The organism is Nocardiopsis chromatogenes YIM 90109 (assembly GCF_000341185.1).
In the GTDB taxonomy this organism is placed as follows: Bacteria; Actinomycetota; Actinomycetes; order Streptosporangiales; family Streptosporangiaceae; genus Nocardiopsis_A; species Nocardiopsis_A chromatogenes.
Map to the genome: position 1 here is coordinate 1 of NZ_ANBH01000310.1, position 3,612 is coordinate 3,612.

A 3,612-nucleotide genomic window follows, 5' to 3' on the forward strand; every position below is an offset into this window, starting at 1 on the left:
ACGACAACGCTGCGGGTGGGGCCGCCGCCCTTTTGTCGTCGCCGCTGCTTTTCCCTGCGCTCCGACGGCCCGCCGCCAGCCCGGAGCCCGCGAGCAGGGCACCCGCTCCACCGCTCGCCCGGAGCGTGAGGGGTCCGGCGGACGGCAAGGAAAGCCGGGGAACCGCCCCGCTCCCGTCATCGCCGTTCTCTCCGGTGACCACGAACACGCCACGCGAACGACAACGCTGTGGTAAGGGCCGCGGACCTGCGTCGTCGCCGCCTCCTACCCTCACACGCCGGGGCCCGCCGCCCGGCCGGGGGCTTGAGCGGGGCACCCGCTCCACCGCTTGCCCGGAGCGCGAGGAGTCCGGCGGACGGCAAGCAGGGCCGGGGAACCACCTCGCTCCCGCCGTCGCTGCCCAACACGGTGATCACGTACAGGCCCGCCACCTGGCAGCCCCCCCGTAAGGGACGCCGCCCCCGCCCACACTCCACCGGGCCGGGGAACGGAAGCGCCCCGGAGGGGTGGGTCCCCACTCACTCCTCCGGGGCTTGCCGGTTCCCGGACCGGCCGTTCGTGGCGGGCTGCGGGCTGGCGCCGCCGTGCCCTGGCTCTGCCTCAGCGGAAGGCGTCGGCGTGGTCGGCCGCCCACTGGCGGTACGCCCGTGGCGGCAGGCCGGTGACCTCCTCCGCTGTGTGCAGGTCTTCGGTGTGGGCGGGGTCGGAGAAGGTCCTGTGGGCCTCAAGGATCCCCTCGGCCGCTTCGGCGGGCAGCCCGGCCGCCGTCAACCGGGCGCGGGCCTCGTCCGGATCCATCCGCTCCGTCTTCAGCGGCCGTCCGATCACCTCGCCCAGGATGTGCACGCGCTCGGTCTCGCTGAGCATCTCCGGGCCGGTCACCGTGTAGGCCCGCCCCGCGTGCCCTTCGGTCGTCAGCGCGTGGATCGCCACATCGGCCAAGTCGTTCTCGTGCACCACCGCCCGCCGGGCCTCGGGGAACGGGGTGCGCACGGCCGATCCGCCGCCGCTCAGCTCCTCGGTCCACGCGAGGTCGTTGGCGGCGAACCCGCCCGCGCGCACCGCCGTCCAGGCCAGCCCCGACGTGGCGATGGCCCGCTCCACCCCGGCGTGCGTCTCGGTGATCGGGTCGCCCTGCTCCTCGGCGTCGGGCTCCACCCCGGCCGACGACAGGTAGGCGATGCGTTCGGCGTGCAGCCGCACCGCCTCCAGGACCGGCACCACCGGTGCCGCCTCCGGAAGCGGCCACACCAGGAACACCCCGTCGATCCCGTGCATGGCCGCCTCCACCGAGGCCGGATCCGAGAGGTCGCCGCGGACCACGTCCACCCCCGCCGGAAGCCGCGCCGTCTCCGGCGCGCGCACCAGGGCGCGCACGTCCTCGCCCGTTCCGGCCAGCCTCCGTGCCACCGCACCGCCGACGGTTCCGGTCGCGCCGGTCACCAGGATCATCGTGGGTGCTCCTCATCCGTGTGCCGGGGGCACCGCCGTCCGGCGGCGCCGTCGGACACCCACGAAACAACCTCAAGTTAACTTGATGTCAAGGGGGCGGGACGGGGTCCCGCCGCAGGGTGCGCACCGCCGGGGCGCACAGCGCCAGCGCGGTCGCGCCCAGCGACAGCGCGGCGGCCCCGGTCAGGGCGGGCCCGGGGCCTGCGGCCTCGGCCACCGGACCGGCCACCGCCTGCCCGAGCGGCACCGCCAGCAGCGACCCCAGCGCGTCGTAGGAGTACACCCGGGCCAGCCGCTCCTGCGGGATGTTCTCCTGCAGGGACACCTCCCACGCCACGCTGAACTGCTCCATGGCCATCCCGGCCAGGAAGAACAGCGGGAAGAGCAGGACGGGGGCCGGGGCCAGGCCCAAGGCGAGGATCGGGGCCGCCTCGATCGCGGTCAGTCCGACGCCGAACAGCAGCGCCCGGCGGGGCTGCCACCGCGCCGCCAGCACCCCGCCCGCGAGCAGGCCGATGCTGTTGACCGTGAGCAGCAGCCCCCACGTGGCCCGCCCGAAGCCCTCGTCGGCGATGACCGGCCCGATCACCGCCACCATCGACGAGTGCACCATGTTCACCACGAGGAACTGCACGACGACCACCCACACCCAGCTGCGGCGCACGAACTCCGACCATCCGTCGGCCAGGTCCCGCAGCGGGTGCGCGGGCTCGGGGTTCGCCGCGGACGCGGCGGGCACCCGCACGAACGCGAAGCACACCCCGGCCAGCGCGAACGCCCCGGCGTCGGCGGCGATCGCGGCGGCCGAGCCGAGCAGCGCGACGAGCATCGTGCCCGCCGACATCCCGATGAGCCGTCCGGTCTCCACGCCGATCCGCATCAGCCCGTTGGCCTGGCGCAGCAGCGAGGCGGGGACCGTCTGCGGCACCAGGGACGCCGCCGCGGGCAGGTTCGCCGCCGCGGCCGCCCCGTTGACCGCCGCCAGGACCAGCATGAGCGGCATCGACGCCACCCCGGCCGCCAGCGCGAGCGCCAGCAGCCCCTGCGAGAGGGCGGCGATCGCGCACGCGCCGCGCAGCACCGCGGCGCGGGGCAGCCGGTCGGCCAGCACGCCCCCGGCCAGCAGGAGCACGACGTTGGCCAGGGTGCGTGTCCCGATGACCAGGCCCAGGTGCACCACCGACCCGGTGGCGTCGAGCACGGCGAAGGCCAGCGCGACCTGCGCCAGTCCGTTGCCGAAGTACATGAGCGTCCGGCCCGCTCCCAGGGCGCGGAAGGCTCCGGAGCGCAGCGGGGCGAGGACGGAGTCGCCGGATCCGGCATCGGTGGCCGTCCGGTCTCCGCGGCCTCCGCCGGGAGGCGGGAACACGGTGCCGGTCACGACCGGTCCCCGCCGTCGCCGCCGTCCTCGTCGGCACCGCCGTCCCCGGTGTGCATCGCGAAGAAGAGCAGGCTGGCGCTGACGGGTATCGCGCCGGGGGAGCGCGGCGCCCGTGCCGCGCGGTGCAGTTCCTCGCCGAGCTCTGAGGCCCGCTCGACCAGTGCGGACCACTCCTCGGGGGCGACCCACACCTCGGTGTCGGTGAAGGTGCGGGGCGGATCGGGGTCGCGCAGCCGGGCGCGGCGCTGCAACTCCTCGGCGAGGGCCGCGGCGAGCATCCGGAGGTCCTCGGCGCCGCCCTGGGCCGTCGCCGGGCCGCTGGCGGGGTCGTGCCGGTAGCGCAGGGCGCGTCCGCCGCGCACCTGCACCTCCTCGGCGAGGGTGAGCAGGCCCGCCTCATGGAGGCGGCGCACGTGGTAGCTGACGTTGGCCTGGCTCTCGCCGAGCTCGCGGGCGGCCTCGGCCGCGCTCATCGCGGCGCCGGTGAGCAGGGAGAGCAGCCGCAGCCGCAGCGGGTGCGCGAACGCCCGCAGCGTGACGGAGGAGGCGGCGGGGGGTTCGGGTTCGGACGGCATGCGCTCAGTGTGGCCCCCGTGCGGTCGACCGTCAAACACTTATTTGGGGGTTGCCCGCCGGTGTGCACGGCCTGCCGTGGGGCGGCGCCAGGCCCTGTCCGGAGTCGTGCGGTGTCCCGCCGAGACGCGGCCGCGGCCCCCGACGGCCCCACCGGCCAGGATCCCCGTTGATCTCGGGGGAGCCGGGATTATGGCGGGCCTCTC

At 75.7% G+C, this 3,612-nt stretch carries 3 protein-coding genes; all 3 read right to left on the reverse strand.

The window, feature by feature from the left end; translation table 11 throughout:
• Positions 1-600: 600 nt before the first annotated feature.
• Positions 601-1,452, reverse strand: a complete 852-nt coding sequence (locus D476_RS0127375) for an NAD(P)H-binding protein (protein WP_017627082.1) — start codon at positions 1,450-1,452, stop codon at positions 601-603.
• Between the two features lie 88 nt (positions 1,453-1,540).
• Positions 1,541-2,833: an MFS transporter gene (locus D476_RS0127380; protein WP_017627083.1), complete on the reverse strand. Its 1,293-nt coding sequence runs from the start codon at positions 2,831-2,833 to the stop codon at positions 1,541-1,543.
• The gene (locus D476_RS0127385; protein ID WP_017627084.1) at positions 2,830-3,408 is read right to left on the reverse strand and encodes a helix-turn-helix domain-containing protein; all 579 of its coding nucleotides are present in this window, start codon (positions 3,406-3,408) and stop codon (positions 2,830-2,832) included. The genes D476_RS0127380 and D476_RS0127385 overlap by 4 nt, the downstream gene beginning before the upstream one ends.
• Positions 3,409-3,612 lie beyond the last annotated feature (204 nt).

Bases quoted from the DNA above. Each gene is read 5' to 3' on its own strand.
- D476_RS0127375 (WP_017627082.1), bottom strand. From the start codon at position 1,452: ATGATCCTGGTGACCGGCGCGACCGGAACCGTCGGCGGTGCGGTGGCA.
- D476_RS0127385 (WP_017627084.1), bottom strand. From the start codon at position 3,408: ATGCCGTCCGAACCCGAACCCCCCGCCGCCTCCTCCGTCACGCTGCGG.